We start from the raw sequence: 19,062 nt of genomic DNA, 5'->3' as shown, positions 1-19,062 counted from the left end.
GCGGTGGGACGGTGGGTCACTCGCGCCAGCGGCGGAACACCAGCGAGGTGTTGATGCCGCCGAAAGCGAAGTTGTTGCTCATCACGTACTCGGCCTGCAGCTCGCGGCCCTGCCCGGTGATGAAGTCGAGCTGGCCACAGCGCGGGTCGACCTCGGCCAGGTTCAGGGTGGGCGCGAACCAGCCGGCGCGCATCATCTCGATGCTCAGCCAGGCCTCGAACGCGCCACAGGCACCCAGCATGTGGCCGACGTAGCTCTTCAGCGAGCTGATCGGCACGCGGTTGCCGAACACCTGCGCGGTGGCCTGGGTTTCGGCGATGTCACCGTGGTCGGTGGCGGTGCCGTGCGCGTTGACGTAGTCGATCTGCGCCGCGTCCAGGCCGGCATCTTCCAGCGCCAGGCGCATGGCCTGGGCCATGGTGTCGGCGCTGGGCTGGGTGACGTGCTGGCCATCGCTGTTGGTGCCGTAGCCGACCACCTCGGCCAGGATGGTGGCGCCACGCGCCTGCGCGTGTTCCAGGTCCTCCAGGATCAGCGTGCAGGCGCCCTCGCCCAGTACCAGGCCATCACGGCCGGCATCGAACGGGCGCGGCGTGGTCTGCGGCGCGTCATTGCGCACGCTGGTGGCGAACAGCGTGTCGAACACCGCCGCAGCGGTGGCATCGAGCTGCTCGGCACCGCCGGCCACCATCACCGTCTGCTTGCCGCTGCGGATCGCTTCATAGGCCGCACCCACGCCCTGGCTGCCGGAGGTGCAGGCACTGGACGTGGTGTACACGCGCCCGGACAGGCCGAAGAACACGCCGATGTTGACCGGCGCGGTGTGGCTCATCATCTTCAGGTAGGTGGTGGCACTGATGCCATCGGTGGTGAACTCGTTGAGCATGCGCCCGAATTCACCGGTGGCCTCATGGCTGCCCGACGAGGAACCATAGGCCACGCCGGTACGGCCGCTGCGCAGCACCGGGTGCTCGTGCAGGCCTGCCTCGCGCAGCGCCACCTCGGTGGCACGCACCGACATGATCGCAACCTTGCCCATCGAGCGGGTGGTCTTGCGGTTGTAGTTCGGCGGCAGCTCGAAGTCCTGCGCCGGCGCGGCCAGTTTGGTGTTCAGGCCGGCATACACATCCCACTCGGGCATTGCACGCACGGCATTGCGGCAACTGCGCAGGTGCGCTTCGATGGTGGGCCAGTCGTGGCCGAGCGGACTGATGGCGGCGGCGCCGGTGACCACCACGCGACGATCGGCGGCCATCAGATCATGCCTCCGTTCACCGAGATCACCTGGCGGGTGATGTAGCCGGCCGGCTCGGACAGCAGGAACGCCACCGTCGCCGCCACTTCGTCGGGACGACCGACGCGGCCGGCGGGAATCAGCTTGAGCGCGTGTTCAACCACTTCATCGTTGAGCATTTCGGTCTCGATCAGGCCCGGGGCCACGCAATTGACGGTGATCTGGCGGCTGGCCAGTTCCAGCGCCAGCGCCTTGGTGGCCCCGATGATGCCGGCCTTGGCGGCGCTGTAGTTGACCTGCCCGCGGTTCCCGGCGAGCCCGGATACCGACGACAGGGTGACGATGCGGCCCGGCTTGCGCCGCCGCACCATCGGCATGATCAGGGGATGCAGCACGTTGTAGAAGCCATCCAGGTTGGTGTGGATGACCTGGTCCCAGTCGTCGGCCGACAACGCCGGGAAGGCGCCGTCACGGGCGATGCCGGCATTGCAGACCACGCCGTAGTACGCGCCATGCGCTTCGACATCGGCCTCCAGCGCGGCCCGCGCAGACGCGCGGTCGGCCACGTCGAACACCAGCACGCGGGCCTGCTGGCCCAGTGCCTCGATCTCGGCCACCACCGCCTGCGCTTCATCCACGCGGCTGCGGCAATGCACCACCACGTCGAAGCCGTCACGCGCGATGCGTAGCGCGATGGCCCGGCCAATGCCCCGGCTGGCGCCGGTCACCAGCACGCTTCGATTCCCTGTCATGCCTGTCCACTCTCCAGATAGGCCATCGCGTCGGCCGGTTCGAACACCGACACGTTGGCTGTCGCCCATTCGTCCTTGCCTGCCAGGATGCGGCAGGCGAACATCCCCAATCCATTGTCGCCCAACAGCTCGCAGCGCGCCTGCACGCGCAGCCGCGATCCGCTGGGAAAGCTGCTGCGCGGGCTGCTGTAGCGGCGGCTGCCAAGCAGGAAGCCCAACTGCGGCGGCTTGCCGGCCGCACGCGCACGGCAACCGGCCCAGGCCGCGATGGCCTGCGCCATGTATTCGATGCCGACCCACGCCGGCACCTGGCCCTCCTCGACGAACAGGCCCGCGTCGGGCACCACCAGTTCGGCCTCGATGGTGTCCTGGTCCCAGTGCGTGATGCGCTCCAGCAGGCACATGTCCTGGCGGTGCGGCACCACCTCTTCGATCGCGTACAGCGCGTTCATCGACGCTCCAGCGCCAGCACGGCATTGCTGCCGCCGAAGGCGAACGAATTGCTCAGTACCCGCCGCGCCGGATGCGCCAGGCGGGTGGCCGGTGCGACCAGCGGCAGCACCGGCAATGCGGGGTCGGCCACGCCGTCCCACCAGTGAGGTGGCAGCTGCTGCTGCGGGTTCTCGGCCAGCACGATCCAGCACAGCGCTGCCTCGATCGCGCCCGAAGCACCCAGCGTGTGGCCGGTCAGCGGTTTGGTTGAACTGGCCGGCACGCCGTTGCCCAGCACCTGCGCCACCGCCAGGCTTTCCATCGCATCGTTGTGGCCGGTGGCGGTGCCATGCAGGTTCACGTAATCCACCTCATCGGCCGCCCAGCCGGCGCGCAGCAACGCCTGCTGCAGGGCATCGATGGCGCCAAGCCCCTGCGGGTCGGGGGCGGACATGTGGTGCGCGTCGGCCGACTCACCCCAGCCGGCCAGGCATACCGGGCCGGGCTCGCGGGTGAGCAGGAACAGCGCGGCGCCCTCGCCGATGTTGATGCCGGCGCGATGCTGCGAGAATGGATTGCAGCGCAGCGCCGAGACCGATTCCAGCGCGCTGAAGCCGGCCACGGTGAAGCGGCACAGCGAATCGGCACCGCCGGCGATCACTGCATCGACGATGCCCGCGCGCAGCATGCGTGCGGCCGACATCAAGGCCTTGGCGCTGGACGAGCAGGCGGTGGACAGCGTCCATGCCGGGCCCTGCGCGCCACTGCGCTGGCGCACGAACTGCGCGGCGGTGCCCATTTCCTGCTGGGCGTAATCGAACCCGGGCGGCCATTGGCCCTGTTCGGCATGGGTGCGCAGGGCCTGCTCGGATTCACCGATGCCCGAGGTACTGGTGCCCAGCACGACCGCCACGCGTTCGGCGCCGTGGCGGGCGATCGCGGCGGCCACCGCCGGTGCGATCTGCGCCAGCGCCACGTCAAGCAGGGCGTTGTTGCGCCCGCGCAGGGCGGCCGGCAGTTCTTCCAGCGTCGGCAGCGGTGTACGCACCTGCCCCAGCGCCAGGGTGTGTCCCGGCAGCAGGGTATCGTTGTCGCTGAGCCCGCCCGGCACGCCGGCGAACATCGCCGACGCCACCGCGTCGCGGCCATCGCCGAGCGCGCAGACCACGCCCAAGTCGTTCAGGTAGATCGGTGCACTCATCGATCCGGCCCGGCCATGTCGATCGATTCGATGCGCAGCGCATAGCCTTCGGCCCGGTTGTCCAGCTGCACGCTGCCATCGTCCAGGCGCTGCAGCTGCAGCCACACCGTGCCATCGCGCGACAGGCTGCGCTGATGGCCATCGTCACGGACCTGCCAGCCGGCCGGCAGCGCGGCGGCGATGGCCGCGGTCGGCCACAGCGCGAACTGCAGGTCATCCAGCACGCGCTCGGCGCGCACCTGCGGCGGCAGCCACGGTGCGCGCTGCTGGGTCAGCTGCTGGCCGTCCCACTGCAGGCGCACACCGGTCTGGCCCATCGCCTGCACGGCCAGCTGCACCTGCTGCGCATCGGCTTCCAGCAGCGCATCGAGGTCGCGTTCATGGCTGCCGAAACGGAAATGCAGTTGCTGCTGCAACGCCAGCGGCGCCGGCAGGCTGGCCGGCGACAGGCGCAGCGGCGGCAGTTCCACCAACGGCTTCGGCATGCGGCCGGCGCAGGCCGCCAGCAGCAGGCTCAGCAGCAGTGCCGTGGCAGGGGCGATCAGGCGCCGCACAGCTGCTCCAGCACGCGCATCCGGCGGCCACTGTCATCGGCCACGTACGGGTTGTTGGTGTCCCAGGCGTAACCGGCCAGGATGGAGCTGATCATGTCGCGCACTTCGGGCTGCTGCTGCGGGTGGTAGATGATCTTCTGGAAACCGCCTTCGTACCAGCTTTCGACGAAGCGGCGGAAGGTCTTCACGCCCGCCCGCAGCGGGACCGAGAACTCCGCTTCCCAGTCCACGGCTTCGCCGGCATAGCGGCGCGCCAGGCATGCGCTGGCCAGCTGCGCGGACTTGAAGGCGATGGTCACGCCGGACGAGAACACCGGGTCGAGGAACTCGCCGGCATTGCCCAGCAGGGCATAGCCCGGCCCCCACAACGAACTGACATTGGCCGAGTAGCCGGTGATGCGGCGTACCGGCAGCACCGCCCATTCGGCATTGGCCAGCAGCCGGGTCAGGTTCGGGTCCTCGCCGACGATCGCCTGCAGTTTCTGCAGGTCGTCGCCGTCGTAGCGCTCGAAGAACGACGGCTCGGCCACCACGCCCAGCGAGCAGCAGCCGTTGGAGAACGGGATCGTCCAGTACCAGACGTCGACGTACTCGGGGTGGGTGGTGATCAGGATCTTGTTGCGATCGAAGTCCGCTTCGGCCGGGATGTTGTCGCGCACATGGCAGAAGATCGCGCCGCGCACCGGGAAGTTGGACGGCGATTCCAGCTGCAGCAGGCGCGGCAGCAGGCGCGCGAAGCCTGAAGCGTCGAGGATGAAATCGGCCTCGATGCGGTACTCGCTGCCGTCCGGGCGGCGCACCGTCACCGCCGGCTGCTCGCCCGGCTCGACCGACAGCACCTCGTCGCCGAAACGCAGCGTGGCCCCCATGCGCTCGGCACCGCGCGCCAGCACGTTGTCGAAGTCGGCGCGCTGCACCTGATAGGTGGTGCCCCAGCCCGGCGAGAACTTCTTCCTGAAGTCGAATGCGGTACGCGCTTCGCCGTGCACGAAGGCGGCCCCGTTCTTGTGCTGGAAGCCCGCCTCGACCACGTCCTGCAGCAGGCCGGCCGCCTCGATGTACTCCATGCTCTGCGGCAGCAGGCTTTCGCCGATGGAAAAGCGCGGGAACTGCTGGCGTTCCAGCATCAGGACCTGGCGGCCCTGCTGGCGCAGCATCGCCGCGGCCACCGAGCCGGCCGGACCGGCGCCGATGATCAGGATCTCGGTACGTTCGACAGCATCCACAGCAGTGTTCATCGGTGCGTCCTTGTTGCTCGATCAGGTGGAAAAAAGAAAGTCGGGAAAACCGCGGTCAGGCCGGCGGCAGCTCGTGCGGCGGCGGCCGGAACAGCGGCGAGATCAGCCAGACCAGGCCGATGCCGAACAACAGGGTCAGGCCGAAGGCGCGCAGTGCCGGCGTCTGCGACAGACCGAGCAGGCCGAACGACAGCCAGGTGCTGGCCGCGCCCACGCACACGGCCAGCCACGCGCTGGCGTCGCCGCGGTGCTCGATCAGGAAGATGCCGTAGTCGATGCCCATGCCCAGCAGCAGCATCAGCGCCAGCACGTTGAACAGCTGCAGCGGCTGGCCGAACAGGCCCAGCAGGCCCAGGGTCAACGCACCGGCAACCAGGGTCGGTGCGAACACGCGCCAGGCCTGGCGGCGGTAGCGCAGCCACAGCGCACCGAACACCAGCACGATGCCGACCAGCAGCAGCCCCCCCATCAACTTGCGGTAGTGGCCCAGCAGCTGCGAGAAGTCGGCGGTGCGATCCACCCAGCGCACGCCGGGCAAGCCCTCGGCCGCGCCACGCAGGGTCGCCAGCGCATCGGCGCGCGACAGGTCGTCGACCATCACCACGCTGATCATCTGCCCGCCGACCTCACCCACCCACAGGTAGCGGAACGGCTGCGACGCCGGCGAGGCCAGGAACGCCTCGGCGGTCAGCGGCGTGGTGGCGAAGTCCGGGCGCGGCAAGGGTTCTCCGACTGCATCGGACACGGCCTGCAGCACGCCCGGTTCCACCTTGGCGGTCAGCGCGGCGTCGGCCTGCTGGCGTGCCGGCGACGGCAGCCAGTCACTGATCGCGCGGTAACCGCCGATGCGCTTGTCGGCGGCCAGCGCACGCAGGCGTCCGGTCAGCGCCTCTTCGCGCTGCAGCAGCTGCGCAGCGTCGCTGCCCTGCACGAGGTAGAACTGCGCCGGACTGGGCATCCCCAGCAACTGGCTCAGGCGGATCTGCTGCGCCATCAACGCCGGCGGCGAGGACTGCAGGCTGCGCAGGTCGTCGTCGCTGTGCAGGCGGGTGATGCCGATGGCGGACAGCGCCAGCGTGATCACCACGAACACCGTCACCGGCCGGCGGCCATGCAACCGCGGGAAGCGCTCGAGCGTGTTGCCCAGCCACTGCGAGAAACGGGTCTGGCGGATCTCACCGCCATCCAGCCACGGGAACCAGAAGATCACCGTGAGGAACGCGGCGGCCAGGCCGACCACCGAGAACAGCGCCATCTGGCGCAGGCCCGGGAACGGCGCCAGGCCCAGGGCCAGGTAAGCCAGCGCGCTGGTCAGCAACGCCAGCCACAGGCCCGGCAACAGGTGCCGCAGCAGCTTCCAGCGGCGATCGGCCGGCTCGGCCTGGCGCGAGGCAAACCAGTGGATGCCGTAATCCTCGGCCACGCCCACCAGCGATGCACCGAACACCAGGGTGAGCACGTGCACCTTGCCGAACACCAGCACGGTCACCGCCAGCGCCACGCCACAGCCGATCAGCAACGACGCTGCGACCAGCAGGATCGGCCGCAGCGAACGGAACGCCAGCCACACCAGCAGCAGCACCGCAGCCAGCGAGCCCCAGCCGATGGTATTGATCTCACGGTTGGCCTGCACCGCGGCCGCCTCGGCATGCAACGGCACGCCGGCATGCAGGATTTCCAGCTCCGGCGCTGCCGCCCTGGCGGCCTGCCCGGCACGTTCCAGCAGGCCGTCGAGATGGCGCTCGCCATCCAGCTGGAACGCCGACCCCGGCGTATCGAACTGCAGCACGGCCCAGTGCCTGCCCTCGGCTTCGAGCAGGCCGTCATCGCCCAGCCGCAACCCCGAACCCTGCGCCTGCTGCTGCCACCATTGCGGCCACAGCGACAGCGGGTCTTGCCGCCAGTCGGTCAGGCGCGGGGCGCCCATCGGGCCATACAGTGCAGCCAGCGCCTGCTCGGCCAGCGCGCCCGGCTCGCTGCCCTGCAGCTGCTCGCGCTGGGCCGGTGTCAGCAGGCGGTCGCGGTACGGCGCGTAGAACGCGCGCGCCTCGTCGAACCAGCCTTCGATCGAACCACTGGGCACCAGCAATGCATGGTCAACGTCCTCGGCCATGGCCGCAGCGAAGGCCGCCTGCGCGCGCTTGGCGGCAGCGCCATCCTTGCTGCCCAGCAGTACCACCACCTGCCGCGAGCTGCCGTCGGCAATGCGCCGGGTGACGTCGCTCAACAGGCGGTCATGGGCATCCTGCGGCAGCAGCGCGAGGATGTCGGTGTCGATCCGCGACTGCTGGCTCCACAGGTGCCACTGCTGCGCGCCCAAGCCCAGCAGCAGCACCAGCCAGGCGATGCCCAGCCAGTGCCACCAGCGCCGCAGCCGCGCCGCTGCGTTCGATGCGACGGCCTCACTCAAAGCGGCGTGCCTCGTCAGCGCTGAGGGTGGCCGGTGCCTCGCTCAGCGCGCTGAACTGGATCTGCGTGCGGTCCTTGTTGGCCTCGACGATCTCGACCTGGCGCACGTAGCGGTCACCCTGCAGGGTCAGCGACTGGAAGGCCTTGGCCAGCATCGCCGACTTCGGCGTCAGGCGCAGCCGCCAGCGCTGCCCTTCACGGCTGGCCGCCACATTGAACTGGCTCGACAGCGCCTGCACGTCGCCGCTCATCAGCGCGAACATGATCGCGTTCACCGAACGCATCGCCGGCTGCTGCCGTGCGTCGAGCTCGACACGGGTGCTGCCATCGCGCTGGCGGCTGAGGATGCGGTCGGCAGTGACCACCACTTCGGAAGGGAACGGCTTGAGCGTGGTCCAGATCACGCCGTGCTGGCGCGCGACCACGAACTGGCCCTGCGAGCGCAGCGGGTTCTTGAAGCCGCTGACCTGCTTTTCCTGGCTGAACTGGCCACGCAGTACCTCTGGCCGCGCCACCGCCTGGGTAATCGCATCGATGGCGGGGTCGGCGGCCTGCACCTGTGGTGCGGCAACGAAGATCAGCGCGCACAGCAGCACGCTCGAAAGACGGACAAGGGTGTTCACGGTGCAGGCACTCCGAGGCGTTCCCACAGTACCGGCGGGCATTGGTAGAGCATTTCCTTGCTGGCCGCGTCCACCGCGACCTGGATGGTCATCGCGCGGGTCAGCACCTGGCCGCTCTGCGCATCGAGGATTTCATACTCGATCTTCAGCCGGTTCTCCCATTCCACGATGCGCGCGACCACGCGCAGGGCCTGGTTGAACAACAGCGGCCGCACGTACTTCACCCGCGCATCGACCACCGGCCACAGGTAGCCCGATTCGAGCATCTGTGGATAGTCGTAGTCATAGCGCCCGAGCAGCGCGCAGCGCGCGATCTCGAAGTACTTGAAGTAGTTGCCATGCCAGACCACGTTCATCGGATCGCAGTCATGGAAGGCAGGGGTCAACGCGATTTCGCCAACCCGTTCGATGGCCTCATTCACCGGCGTACAGCTCCCAACGTTGCGCGCGGATCTCCACCAGCAGTTCCCGCAGTTCGCGATCCAGCGCGCGGTCTTCTTCGACCAGGGCGATGCGCTGCCCCAGATCGGCGTACATGTCGGCCAGACTGCCATGCAGCTGCGCATTCAGGCCAACCCGTTCGCGCAACGCCAGGCCCTGGCGGGCAGCGATCAGCATCGCGGCCACCACCTGCTCGGTCAGCTCGATCACGCGCAGGCAGTCGCGCGCGGCAATGGTGCCCATGCTGACCTTGTCCTGGTTGTGGCACTCGGTGGAGCGCGAGAACACGCTGGCCGGCATGGTCTGCTTCAGCGCTTCGGCGGTCCAGGCCGAAACGCTGATCTGCAGCGCCTTCAGGCCATGGTTGATGGCCGCGCGCGGGCCGGTGGCTGCCGACAGGTTGGCCGGCAGGCCATGGCTGTAGCGGGCATCGACCACCAGCGCCAGCTGCCGGTCAAGCAGATCGGCAACGTTGGCCACGGTGTTCTTCAGGGTGTCCATCGCCAGTGCGATGTGGCCCCCGTAGAAGTGGCCGCCATGCAGGATCCGCTCGCCATCGGCATCGATCAGCGGATTGTCGTTGGCGCTGTTCAGCTCGGTTTCGATCAGCTGGCGCAGGAACGGCAGGCTGTCTTCCAGCACACCGATGACGTGCGGCGCGCAGCGCAACGAGTAGCGGTCCTGCAGGCGCTGTTCGTTGCGCGGCGGGCGTTCGCTGTGCAGGTCGCTGCGCAGGCGCGCAGCGATGCGGCCCTGGCCCGGGTGTGGCTTGGCGGCGAACAGGGTTTCGTCGAAGTGGTGCGCGTTGCCGTCGCTGGCCAGCACGTTGAACGCGGTCAACCGCGTGGCCATGCGGGCCAGGTAATCGGCGCGCTGCCAGGCCAGGCAGGCCAGGCCGGTCATCACCGCGGTGCCGTTCATGATCGCCAGGCCTTCCTTCGGCCGCAGCTTCAGCGGGGTCATGCCGATCTTCGCCAGCACTTCGGCCGCCGGCTGCACGCGGCCGTCGTGCAGCACCTCGCGCTCGCCGCACAGCACCGCCGCCACGTACGACAGCGGGGTCAGGTCGCCGCTGGCACCGACCGAGCCTTCGGCCGGGATCATCGGCAGCACGTCGTGCTGCAGCAGCGTGGCCAGGCCTTCCAGCAGCGGCACGCTGACGCCGGACATGCCGCGCACCAGCGACGCCAGGCGCGCAGCCAGCACCGCACGGGTCTCGACCGGGTCCAGGTAACGGCCCAGGCCGCAGCCGTGGTAGGTGTACAAGTGGTGCGGCAGCTCGGCCACCAGCGCCGGCGGGATGTTCACCGTGCACGAGTCGCCATAGCCGGTGGTCACGCCGTAGATCACGCCATCCTCGCGCAACAGGCGGTCGAGGAAGTCGGCACCGCGCTGGATGTGCGCGCGGAAGGCCGGTGCGTCGCTCAGTGCGGCCTCGCACTGGCGCTGGGCCAGGGCAGCCACGTCTTCGATGGTCAACGGTGCATCGCCAAAGCGGCACACGGGTACGGCGTCAGTCGTCATGCGGAGCCTGATCCCAGAAGGGGAAGAAATTGAACCAGTCCAACGGGGACTGGATGACCTGGAGTTCCAGCCAGCGCGCGAAGCGCTGTGCCTGTTCGGCCAGCGCGGCGTCGCGCGAGCCACGCGGCAGTACGATGCGTTCGGCGAACTGTTCGAACGCCACCCGATAGCCGTCGCCCTCGTGCAGGCAGGCCATGGTGTAGACCGGGCACCCCAGCGCCGCGGCGAGCACATAGGCGCCGATCGGGAACGGCGCGCGGTGGCCCAGGAAATCGGCGGTGACGCTGCGGCCACCCTGTACCGGCGTGCGGTCGCCGACGATGGCAACGAAGCCCCCCGCCGCCACGCGCTCGGCCAGCATCACCGCCGTGGCCGGCCCCATTTCGGTCACCTGCACCAGTTCCACCGCCGCCAGCGGGTCCAGCCGCTGCAGCAAACGGTTGAAGCGCTGCGCGTGCGCGGTATGCACCAGCACGGTGATGCGGAATCCCGGCACCTGCTCGGCCAGCACCTGGCACAGCTCCAGGCAGCCGATGTGCGCGGTGAGGATCAGCCCGCCCTCGCGGCGCGCGATCTTCTGCAGTACCAGGTCGCGGTGCAGGTGGATGCGGTCGGCCGGGTAGCGCCCGCCCAGGCCGAGGATCTTGTCCAGCATCGTGTCGGCGAAGGCGAAGAAGTGGCGCAGGCTGTCACGCCGTGTCGGCGCGCGGCCAAGCACGCCGCTGTGCACCTGCAGCCGCTGCAGGTACTGCATCGAGGCCTGGCGCCCTACACGGTTGCCCAGCCAATGGCAGGCCACCACTGGCCACACGCACAGGCGGAACGGCCAGCGCCCGAACCAGCGGTGCACCCAGCACAGGAACAGCACGCCGGCCACCGACGTCGATTCGCCGATGTCGGCCCAGTGCGGGGCGCCCTGCGCGGCCGCCATCTCAGCGCTGCCCCCGCAGGCGGCGCCACAGCAGGCGCGGCGCACGCCAGAGCATGCCGAAGAACAGGCGGGTATGCATGCGGCTGATGCGCACGTTGTCGCGCCACACATCGAAGTGCGACACGCCATCGGACGGATAGGTCACGCGCGTGGCCAGGTGCTCGACCGGCAGCCGGCGCCAGTACAGGCGCACCATTATTTCGGTATCGAAATCCATGCGCCGGCCGATGGTCTCTTCACCGATCAGGCGCAGCACCGGCGGCAGCGGATACACGCGGAAACCGCACATGGTGTCGCGCAGGTGCAGCGACAGCGTGTTGATCCAGACCCAGATGTGGGTGGCGTAGCGGCCATACAGGCGCGCCTTGGGAACACTGGCGTCGTAAGCCGGAATGCCGCAGATCACCGCCTCGGGATGGGCGCGCGCGGCTTCGATGAAGCGTGGCAGGTCAGCGGTATCGTGCTGGCCGTCGGCATCGATCTGCAGCACGTGGCTGTAGCCACGCGCGCCGGCCTCGGCAAAACCGGCCAGCATCGCCCCGCCCTTGCCCTGGTTGATGTCCAGGCGCAGCAGGTCGACGCCCTGGCGCTGTGCCAGCGCGCGCAGCACCGCCGCGCACCTATCGTGCGAACCATCGTCGACCAGCAGGCAGGGCAGCCCCGCGGCCTGCACGCCATCGACCACCGCCGCGATGGCGTGCTCGTGGTCGTAGACGGGAATCACCACCAGTGGCGCGAATGCGGCACCGGCAACGGCCGGATCAGTCCGCATCAGCGAAAACCACCCTGCCGCTGGCATGCACACCGTGGCTGGAGGTGTAGCGGAAGGCCAGCACGTTGCGTGCGGCATCCCAGTCCAGCTGCAGGGTCAACTCGTCACCGGGGCGGGCAACATGCTGGAATTTCACCGCATCCATGCGCACGAACGCGGCCGGCATCACGAACGCCTGCCGGGCGAAGCGCACCGCCCAGTCCAGCTGCGCCACGCCGGGCAGGATTGCCGCCTGTGGGAAGTGGCCCTGGAACGGCCGCAGCGCCGGGTCCAGGGTCATGCGCAGGGTGGCGCTGGCGGCATCGCGGCGGTCCCACGCCGGCACCGGCATCAACGGCTGGAACAGCGCCGCCAGCGCGGCCTGGGTCACCTTGCCCTGCGCATTGATCGGCAGCGCCTGCACCAGCCGCCAGCGGCGCGGCCGGGTCACCGCGTCATGCGCGTTGGCCAGGCGTGCGCCCAGGCGCTGGCCCAGCGCCCGCCGCGCAGCGTCACCGCCCTCCAGCAGCGCCGGGTCGGCCGGCACCACCACGGCGGCCAGCTGCTCGCGATGGCCCGGCAGGACCAGTACACGCGCGTCATCCACCTCGGCGTCCTCGCGCAGCGCGCGTTCCAGCGCATCCAGCGATACCCGGCGTTCCTCGATCTTGACGATGCGGTCGGCCCGGCCCAACAGGCGGAAGCGGCCGTCGGCCAGGGCTTCAACACGGTCCTGGGTGCGCCACCAGTCAGGGGTGTCCAGATGCGCCGAGGCCACCGCCAGGCAGCCGTCGTCGATCCGCCACTGCACGCCCGGCAACGGCTGCCACGGCGGCAGGTCGGTGTCCCAGCGGCGCCAGGCGATGCCGCCGGTCTCGCTGCTGCCGTAGACCTCGGTCGGGGCCACGCCCAGCCACTGCCGCACCTGTCGTGCCGCTTCTTCCGGCAGTGGGCCACCGGAGGAGAACACCGCGCGCAGGCGGCCGTGCAGGCTGGCCCAGTCGAGCTGCTCGGGCAGGCGCTTGAGGTGGGCCGGCGTTGCCACCAGCACCGTGTCGGTACCGGCCAGCGCGCCGACCAGGTCTTCGTGGAAGAACCGGCGCGGATGGATCAGGCGGCCGGCGGCCAGTGGCCACAGCACGCGGAACAGCAGCCCGTAGATGTGCTGGTGGGAGACCGTGCCATGGACCTGCACACCCTCCATCTGCGCGCCGAACGCGGCCTGCAGCGCCTCCACCTCGCGCGCCAGCTGGTCCAGCCGCTTGCCGATCGCACTGGGCTGGCCGGTGCTGCCGGAGGTGAACACGCACAGCTCGCAGGCGCGCTCGTCCAGCGCCTGCAGCCCGTCGTCCAGCACAGCATCCGGTGCGGCCAGCGGGCGGTAATCGGCACAGACATCACCCGCGAAACCGCTCACCTGCGGCTGCAACGCCTGCAGCGTGGCCGGCAGGTTGTCGGCGGCCAGGAACACCCGCTTGCCGGCATGCCAGGCACCGAACAGCGCTGCGGCAAAGGCCACGGCGTCATCGAAGTACAGGGCCCAGTCGCGGCCTTCGGCCGCCGCAAAGGCGGCGCGCCAGGCCAGCACGCGCTGGCGGAAGCCGGCATGGTCGATCACCTCGCCATTGCAGAGGCCGACGCTGCGCTGCGGCCGGGCCTCCATCAGCAGCCGGTCCAGGGCAATCCACTCAGCCATGCGCGTGCGCCGCCTTCACCCGCCGCCGCACCAGCCACTCCCCTGCGAACAACACACCCATCATGACGTACGCCAACAATCCGTTGTAGAGCATCCAGGCCCGGTCCGACGCGTACAGCGCGGTCAGCAGGGCCAGGCTGCCGTTGAGAACGAAGAAGCCGCACCACACCTGGGTGACGCGGCGGGTATAGGCCACCGCGAACGGGGGCAGGTCCGGCTCCTGAAGCCGCGCCAGGCGCTCCACCAGCGGCGGCCCGAAGCGGAGGCTGGTGCCGAACACCGCCAGCATCACCGCATTGACCAGCACCGGGTACAGCTTCAGCGGCAGGGCCTGGTTGAGCACGGTGGCCAGCACGGCCAGCAGGCCAGCACCGGCGGCGGCGGCCCACCACAATGGCTGGCGCGTGGTCAGCGCACGCAGCAGCGCCAGGGTGAACAGCAGCAGCGACAGCCAGCGCGGCTCGAAGCGGCCCATCGCCAGGTACACCAGCAGCGGGTAGGCGAGCGAGATCGCTGCCACCACGACGGTACGTGCGCGAGCCATGGCGAAGCCGCCGGCGCTGCGGTCAGGCGGCTGCCTGGTCCGGCAGCAGTCCATGCACGACATCAACGATGTCCTGCACGGTGCGCACGGCCTTGAACGCTTCCGGCTGCAGGTTGCGGCCGAGCAGGGGCTTGAGCTGCACGATCAGGTCGACCGCATCGATGCTGTCGATGTCCAGGTCGTCATACAGGCGCGCCTCGGGGGTGATCCGGGCGGCGTCGATCTCGAAGCTGTCGGTCAGGATGCTGACGATGCGTTCGAACAGTTCATTCTTGGTCATGGCAATTCCTGGCGCCGTTACGACTGGCGGGCGGCGACGAACTCGCCGAGCGCGCGCACGCTGGAGAAATGGCGACGGGTTTCTTCCGAATCGGCCGACAGGCTGACACCGTACTTCTTCTGCAGTGCCAGGCCCAGCTCCAGCGCGTCGATCGAATCCAGGCCGAGGCCCTCGACGAACAGCGGCGCGGTCGGATCGATGTCCTCCGGCGTGATGTCCTCCAGCGAAAGGGAGGAAATGATCAATTCCTTGATCTCGTGCTCAAGTGCTTGCACGGGGCGGATCTCCAGACAGGTCGAAATAACGAGAAAGGTGCTCGGTGACGCGGCGTGCTGCCAAGGCATCCCCCCTTGGCGAGTCGTCATCGGCCAGGAAGGGCGCGATCGGGATATCTTCGCCGATCTGCAGCCGAACGTGAAAGCGACGTGAGGGTACACGATACCACTTCTGCCCCTTGGTCAACGTGGGCGGGGTGCAGGTGATCCGCACCGGGGTGATGTCCAGCCGGCCACGGACGGCGATGTTGGCGGCCCCGCGCTGCAGCCGCGGCGGCTGGCCCGGCACGCTGCGGGTGCCCTCCGGGAAGATCACCAGGGTGCCGCCCGCATGCACCGCGGCCACGCAGTCATCGACCAGGCCCGCCCCGTCGTCGTTGGCGATGTAGCCGGCCGCCCGCACCGGGCCGCGCATGAACGGGTTGCAGGCCACGGCCCGCTTCACCACGCAGTCGGCGTTGGGCAGCAGCGAGATCAGGCAGACCACATCGATCAGGGTCGGATGATTGGCCAGCACCAGCAGGCCGTCGCGCTGCAGGCGCTCACCGCCCTCGATCTGGTAGGTCATCACCCCCAGCGCACGCATCAGGCGCAGGTGGCTGGCAAAGGCGACCTGGACCACGCGGCGGGCGCGGCGGCGGCGGACCACCGGGTCGCGCATCAGCAGCAGCACCGGCATCACCAGCACGCCCAGCAGCAGGCCGCCCACGCCGAACGCGGCAAAGCTCAGGCCGGTGCCGAGCACCCGCCAGGCGTGATCGAGGCGGCGCAGCGCCTCAGCCACGGCGTCCCCAGCGCCAGCGCTGGCCCTGGGCCACATGTTCCAGCGCCGGCGCGCCGGACAGCAGGAAGCGGTGCAGGTCCAGCGCGTGCGGCAGCGTGCCCGGGGCGGTGTCGGCCGTGGCCGGCGCCGCGTCCCACTGCAGCGAGAGCACCGGCTGACCCGCTGTCGGTGCTGTCAATCTCCAGCACCAGGCAAAGAACGGGTCGGGTTCGTCAGCGAACGTCGCGTAAATCTCGGGCAGGGGCGACTCGTAGACGACCACCCGCACCTCGCGCGCACCATCGGCCAGCAGACCGGCGGCCTCCAGGCAGGCGGCCTCGACCGTGGCCTGTCCAGCGGCCAGCGCCAGGTAGTTGCCGCGGTGGCCGCGGGCGATCGAGTACAGGGCAGCGATCGCGTTGTGCACCGACAGGCCGAACCCGGTCGGGGACAAAGGCTGGTCGCTGGCCAGCGCCCCCAGCAGGTCCATCGAACGGGCCACGTCGCCGTGGCGGCTGGCGAACACCAACGGGACCTGGCTGTCCGCGCCCTGCCCATCCTCGCACCAGCAGGCGGTCTGGATCGCCATCCGGCCCAGCCGCTCGATGCGGCGGCGCTGCATCGCCGGGATCTCGGCCAGCGCCGGCGTGTCTTCGCCCTGCGGCAGGTATGGCGCACCGGCCCAGCCCAACCACTGGCTACGCTCGCTCAGGCCGGGCGCCCAGGCGGCCCAGTCGACGATGGAGAATTCGATCATTTAGCGACGGTGCTTCAATGGGAGAACGATAGGCACGAGCCATTACGGCGACGCGCGGCGGCCCCCCATTCCTGCAGCCGTGCGTCCGTCCAGGACGTCGCCGGCTGCCCCCCTGGCTGCCGGAAAGGAGCGCACGCTAGCACGTCCTGCCCGGGGTGTGCAGGTTTCACATTCCCCAACACGGGGCCCGGCACCGGCGGGCCCCGCTTTCAATCCATCAGTGGTAGCCGGTATCGGCGTGCACCTTGCCGCGGAACACCCGGTACGACCACGCCGTATAGCCGAGGATGACCGGCAGCAGAATGACCAGCCCGACCAGGGTGAAGCCGAGCGAAGAGGCCGGCGCGGCGGCCTGCCACAGGGTCATCGACGGCGGCAGCAGGTACGGCCACATGCCCAGTACCAGGCCGAGGAAACCGAGCACGAACAGGGCCAGGCTGAGCAGGAACGGTGGCAGGTCGCGGCGCGGATGGGTCGCGCTGCGCCACAGCGCGGCGGCCACCGCCAGGGTCAGGAGCGGCACCGGCGAGAGCCACCAGAAGTTGCCGTCGCTGAACCAGCGTGCCATCAGCCGCGAATCGAGGAACGGCAGCCAACTGCTGACCAGCCCCATCGCCGCGATCACCGCCACCACCAGCGGGCGGGTCATCTGCCGCGCCAGCGCCTGTACGCGCCCTTCGGTCTTCAGGATCAGCCAGGTGCTGCCCAGCAGCGCATAGCCGGCCACCAGCGCAGCACCGGTCAGCATCGCGAACGGGCTGAACCAGGCGAACGCGCCGCCCTGGTAGGCACCGTCCACCAGCGGGATGCCCTGCACCAGGGTGCCCAGGATCACGCCCTGGGCAAAGGTCGCCAGCAGCGAGCCGAGGCCGAACGCCACGCTCCACAGCCGGCGCGACCGGTGTGCCTTGAAGCGGAACTCGAACGCCACGCCGCGGAACACCAGCGCCACCACCAGCAGCAGCACCGGCAGGTACAACGCCGACAACAGCACCGCATAGGCCTTCGGGAACGCCGCCAGCAGCCCGGCGCCGCCCAGTACCAGCCAGGTCTCGTTGCCGTCCCAGATCGGCGCGGCGGTGTTCATCATCAGGTCCAGCTGCTCCTCGTCCTCGGCGAACGGGGCCAGGATGCCGATGCCGAGCACGAAGCCGTCCAGCACCACGTACATCAGCACGCCGAAGCCGATCACCGCGAACCACGCCACCGGCAGCCAGGTCATCAGGTCCATGTCAGCGCTCCTCCAGCGGTTCGTCGGCCGCCGACAGCGGGCGTGCCGGGGTGTGGCTGCCATGGTCCAGCGACGGCCCCTCGGCATATGGCTGCGGCCCGTGGCGCAGGATCTTCACCAGGTACCAGATGCCCCAGCCGAACACGAAGGCATAGCCAACCACGTACACGCCCAGCGACAACGCCGTCATCCACGCGCTCTGCGGGCCGACCGCATCGGCGGTGCGCAGCAGGCCATACACCACCCATGGCTGTCGGCCCATCTCGGTGACGAACCAGCCGGACAGCAGCGCGATGAAGCCGCTGGGCAGCATCCAGTTCCAGCCGCGCAGCAGCCACGGCGAATCCAGCAGCCTGTTCCGCCACAGCTGGAACGCCGATACCCAGGCCAGCAGCAGCATCAGCGTGCCCAGCCCGACCATGATGCGGAAGGCGAAGAACACCGGCGTCACCGGCGGCCGCTCGCTGGCCGGTACCGAGGTCAGCGGGTCGAAGGTGCCGTCCAGGCTGTGGGTCAGGATCACGCTGCCCAGCTTCGGGATGGCCACTTCGAAATCGTTGCGCTCTTCCTTCTCGTTGGGCAGCGCGAACACCACCAGCGGTACGCCCTCGCCTTCCCGGGTTTCATGCCAGTGCGCTTCCACCGCCGCGATCTTCATCGGCTGGTGCTTGAGCGTGTTCAGGCCATGCATGTCGCCGACGAAGATCTGCACCGGCACGGTCAGCGCGGCGAATGCAACGGCGGCGATCAGCATGCGCCGGCCCGCTTCCACGTGCGTGCCCCTGCGCAGGTACCACGCACCCACGCCACCGATCACGAAACAGGTGGTGATGAACGAGCCCAGCGCCATATGCGCCAGGCGGTAGGGGAACGAGGGATTGAACACCACCTGCCACCAGTCCACCGGATGCACGATGCCGTTGACCATCTCGTAGCCAGCCGGCGTATGCAGCCAGCTGTTGGACGACAGGATCCAGAACGTGGAGAACAGCGTGCCCAGCGCGACCATGCAGGTGGACAGGAAATGCAGGCGCGGCGAGACGCGGCCCCAGCCGAACATCATCACGCCGAGGAAGCTGGCTTCCAGGAAGAACGCGGTCAGCACCTCGTAGGTCAGCAGCGGGCCGATGACCGTACCGGCCACCTCGCTCAGCCGCGGCCAGTTGGTGCCGAACTGGAACGCCATGACGATGCCGCTGACCACGCCCATGCCGAACGACACCGCGAAGATCTTCTGCCAGAAGAAATACAGCTCGCGCCACACGGGCAACTTCGTGCGCAGCCAGCGCCATTCGATGAAGGCCAGCCAGCTGGCCGTGCCGATGGTGAAGGCCGGAAACAGCACGTGGAAACTGATGACGAATCCGAACTGGATCCGGGACAACAACAACGCGTCCAAGGGACGCCTCCTGCCTGCGACCGGTGG

At 69.2% G+C, this 19,062-nt stretch carries 20 protein-coding genes; all 20 read right to left on the bottom strand.

Translation table 11 applies throughout. The features are described from left to right. Nucleotides 1–16 precede the first annotated feature (16 nt). A complete protein-coding gene (locus tag AC5P9C_RS11150) occupies nucleotides 17–1,255 on the bottom strand; it encodes a beta-ketoacyl-ACP synthase (RefSeq protein WP_074725681.1) in 1,239 nt (412 codons plus the stop codon). Further along, nucleotides 1,255–1,986 (bottom strand): 3-oxoacyl-ACP reductase FabG, encoded by a 732-nt coding sequence (gene fabG, locus AC5P9C_RS11145; protein WP_049471205.1) that lies wholly within the window; start codon nucleotides 1,984–1,986, stop codon nucleotides 1,255–1,257. Before fabG ends, AC5P9C_RS11150 begins: the two co-directional genes overlap by 1 nt. Next, a complete protein-coding gene (locus AC5P9C_RS11140; RefSeq protein WP_103282733.1) occupies nucleotides 1,983–2,438 on the bottom strand; it encodes a hotdog family protein in 456 nt (151 codons plus the stop codon). The genes fabG and AC5P9C_RS11140 overlap by 4 nt, the downstream gene beginning before the upstream one ends. Further along, the gene (locus AC5P9C_RS11135; protein ID WP_053461653.1) at nucleotides 2,435–3,619 is read right to left on the bottom strand and encodes a beta-ketoacyl-[acyl-carrier-protein] synthase family protein; all 1,185 of its coding nucleotides are present in this window, start codon (nucleotides 3,617–3,619) and stop codon (nucleotides 2,435–2,437) included. Before AC5P9C_RS11135 ends, AC5P9C_RS11140 begins: the two co-directional genes overlap by 4 nt. Then, the gene (locus tag AC5P9C_RS11130) at nucleotides 3,616–4,173 is read right to left on the bottom strand and encodes a DUF3261 domain-containing protein (protein ID WP_064239505.1); all 558 of its coding nucleotides are present in this window, start codon (nucleotides 4,171–4,173) and stop codon (nucleotides 3,616–3,618) included. The genes AC5P9C_RS11135 and AC5P9C_RS11130 overlap by 4 nt, the downstream gene beginning before the upstream one ends. Further along, a complete protein-coding gene (locus tag AC5P9C_RS11125; protein WP_103282734.1) occupies nucleotides 4,161–5,411 on the bottom strand; it encodes an NAD(P)/FAD-dependent oxidoreductase in 1,251 nt (416 codons plus the stop codon). Before AC5P9C_RS11125 ends, AC5P9C_RS11130 begins: the two co-directional genes overlap by 13 nt. Nucleotides 5,412–5,466: 55 nt before the next feature. Beyond that, the gene (locus AC5P9C_RS11120; RefSeq protein ID WP_057494052.1) at nucleotides 5,467–7,821 is read right to left on the bottom strand and encodes an MMPL family transporter; all 2,355 of its coding nucleotides are present in this window, start codon (nucleotides 7,819–7,821) and stop codon (nucleotides 5,467–5,469) included. Next, a complete protein-coding gene (locus AC5P9C_RS11115) occupies nucleotides 7,814–8,443 on the bottom strand; it encodes a LolA family protein (protein ID WP_343541978.1) in 630 nt (209 codons plus the stop codon). Before AC5P9C_RS11115 ends, AC5P9C_RS11120 begins: the two co-directional genes overlap by 8 nt. After that, nucleotides 8,440–8,865, bottom strand: coding sequence for an acyl-CoA thioesterase (locus AC5P9C_RS11110; RefSeq protein ID WP_014648843.1), 426 nt, complete (start codon nucleotides 8,863–8,865; stop codon nucleotides 8,440–8,442). The genes AC5P9C_RS11115 and AC5P9C_RS11110 overlap by 4 nt, the downstream gene beginning before the upstream one ends. Beyond that, nucleotides 8,858–10,408, bottom strand: a complete 1,551-nt coding sequence (locus tag AC5P9C_RS11105; protein ID WP_057494051.1) for an HAL/PAL/TAL family ammonia-lyase — start codon at nucleotides 10,406–10,408, stop codon at nucleotides 8,858–8,860. The genes AC5P9C_RS11110 and AC5P9C_RS11105 overlap by 8 nt, the downstream gene beginning before the upstream one ends. After that, complete coding sequence (locus AC5P9C_RS11100) at nucleotides 10,398–11,339, bottom strand: lysophospholipid acyltransferase family protein (RefSeq protein ID WP_057494057.1); 942 nt, start codon at nucleotides 11,337–11,339, stop codon at nucleotides 10,398–10,400. The genes AC5P9C_RS11105 and AC5P9C_RS11100 overlap by 11 nt, the downstream gene beginning before the upstream one ends. Before the next feature lies 1 nt (nucleotide 11,340). Further along, on the bottom strand, nucleotides 11,341–12,111 hold the full coding sequence (locus tag AC5P9C_RS11095) for a glycosyltransferase family 2 protein (protein WP_057494050.1): 771 nt from the start codon (nucleotides 12,109–12,111) through the stop codon (nucleotides 11,341–11,343). After that, nucleotides 12,101–13,786 carry an ApeI family dehydratase gene (locus tag AC5P9C_RS11090; protein ID WP_057494049.1) on the bottom strand — a complete coding sequence of 562 codons (1,686 nt, stop codon included), beginning with the start codon at nucleotides 13,784–13,786 and terminating at the stop codon, nucleotides 12,101–12,103. Before AC5P9C_RS11090 ends, AC5P9C_RS11095 begins: the two co-directional genes overlap by 11 nt. Continuing rightward, entirely contained in the window at nucleotides 13,779–14,330 is a 552-nt protein-coding gene (locus AC5P9C_RS11085; protein ID WP_049471213.1) for a COG4648 family protein, read from the bottom strand. The genes AC5P9C_RS11090 and AC5P9C_RS11085 overlap by 8 nt, the downstream gene beginning before the upstream one ends. 22 nt (nucleotides 14,331–14,352) lie before the next feature. Further along, nucleotides 14,353–14,610, bottom strand: a complete 258-nt coding sequence (locus AC5P9C_RS11080; protein ID WP_049471185.1) for an acyl carrier protein — start codon at nucleotides 14,608–14,610, stop codon at nucleotides 14,353–14,355. Nucleotides 14,611–14,627: 17 nt separating this feature from the next. Beyond that, the gene (locus AC5P9C_RS11075) at nucleotides 14,628–14,885 is read right to left on the bottom strand and encodes a phosphopantetheine-binding protein (protein WP_005411610.1); all 258 of its coding nucleotides are present in this window, start codon (nucleotides 14,883–14,885) and stop codon (nucleotides 14,628–14,630) included. Then, nucleotides 14,872–15,669, bottom strand: coding sequence for a lysophospholipid acyltransferase family protein (locus tag AC5P9C_RS11070; protein WP_049416042.1), 798 nt, complete (start codon nucleotides 15,667–15,669; stop codon nucleotides 14,872–14,874). The genes AC5P9C_RS11075 and AC5P9C_RS11070 overlap by 14 nt, the downstream gene beginning before the upstream one ends. Beyond that, on the bottom strand, nucleotides 15,662–16,405 hold the full coding sequence (locus AC5P9C_RS11065; protein ID WP_057494048.1) for a beta-ketoacyl synthase chain length factor: 744 nt from the start codon (nucleotides 16,403–16,405) through the stop codon (nucleotides 15,662–15,664). The genes AC5P9C_RS11070 and AC5P9C_RS11065 overlap by 8 nt, the downstream gene beginning before the upstream one ends. A gap of 217 nt (nucleotides 16,406–16,622) precedes the next feature. Next, entirely contained in the window at nucleotides 16,623–17,636 is a 1,014-nt protein-coding gene (cydB, locus tag AC5P9C_RS11060) for a cytochrome d ubiquinol oxidase subunit II (protein WP_049471180.1), read from the bottom strand. A 1-nt stretch (nucleotide 17,637) separates the two neighbouring features. Beyond that, nucleotides 17,638–19,035, bottom strand: coding sequence for a cytochrome ubiquinol oxidase subunit I (locus tag AC5P9C_RS11055; protein ID WP_074725674.1), 1,398 nt, complete (start codon nucleotides 19,033–19,035; stop codon nucleotides 17,638–17,640). Between the last annotated feature and the right edge of the window lie 27 nt (nucleotides 19,036–19,062).

The organism is Stenotrophomonas sp. YJH_SMC_10, assembly GCF_059371555.1.
Note: the sequence above shows the minus strand (reverse complement) of the source record. Positions and strands in the feature narration are given on the sequence as shown.